The sequence below is a fragment of the Paracoccus panacisoli genome (genome assembly GCF_042435015.1).
GTDB classification, from domain to species: Bacteria; Pseudomonadota; Alphaproteobacteria; order Rhodobacterales; family Rhodobacteraceae; genus Paracoccus; species Paracoccus panacisoli.
Genome location: NZ_JBHMQU010000124.1, coordinates 1 through 761 on the forward strand (window position 1 = coordinate 1; position 761 = coordinate 761).

The following is a 761-nucleotide window of genomic DNA, read 5'->3' on the forward strand; positions in this document are numbered from 1 at the left end:
CCCAACTCGGTGTAACTGTCACCCGAACGCAAAGTCCAGCAGCGCCCACCAGCCTTTTCGCGGTATTCCAGGATCTCGACTTCATAGCCTGCCGCGCGCAATTCCAACGCTGCGGTCATGCCGGCAAGGCCCGCCCCCAGGATCAGGACCTTGGCTCCCTTGGGATCTCCGTCAAGCTTGATCGGCCCTTTGTAGGGCGACTCGGCCGCATGGCCCAAGGATGTCATCGCCGCATACATAGCGCTGCTGCCTGCGGCCGCGCCAATCATCGTGAGGAGGGCTCGACGGGTTGGATGGTTGATCATGCCTGACTCCAAATTGAGGAACTGCACTCTTGCAGAGCAGACACGACGGCGACGGTCATGGACCCGCCCTCACGTCCGAAGGAATTGAAGTACACTAGCGTTGTTAACCTCTGAGAGATGGAATTCGTTCCGGCGGCGCTGTTGCACGAAGCGTCTGAAGGCCAGAGGTCCCCTTTCCCTGCCTGATGTCAGCGGACGGGCTGTGTCACGGGGATACCGAGCGCCGTGAAACGATTGAGGATCGTGCAACGGACAGCGCCGAGCGCGTCGGCCACCCCTTGTCATAGCACGGGAAAGGCTGTCTCAGATAGCCGGTACGATGATCGTCTCAGTCATGGGGGGCTTTGCGGACGAAATGACCGGCACCCTGATCGGCTACGCCCGCTGCTCGACCGACAAGCAGGACCTCGCCGCGCAGCGCGCCGCGCTCGAGACCTTGGGGGTCACCGCCGATCG

The 761-nt window shown here is 62.0% G+C and carries 1 protein-coding gene; it reads right to left on the reverse strand.

Features of this window, described 5'->3' with window-relative positions; translation table 11 throughout:
- On the reverse strand, positions 1-305 hold a 305-nt coding region (locus ACFHYO_RS16135), incomplete at its 3' end, for an FAD-dependent oxidoreductase (RefSeq protein WP_394321764.1).
- Between the last annotated feature and the right edge of the window lie 456 nt (positions 306-761).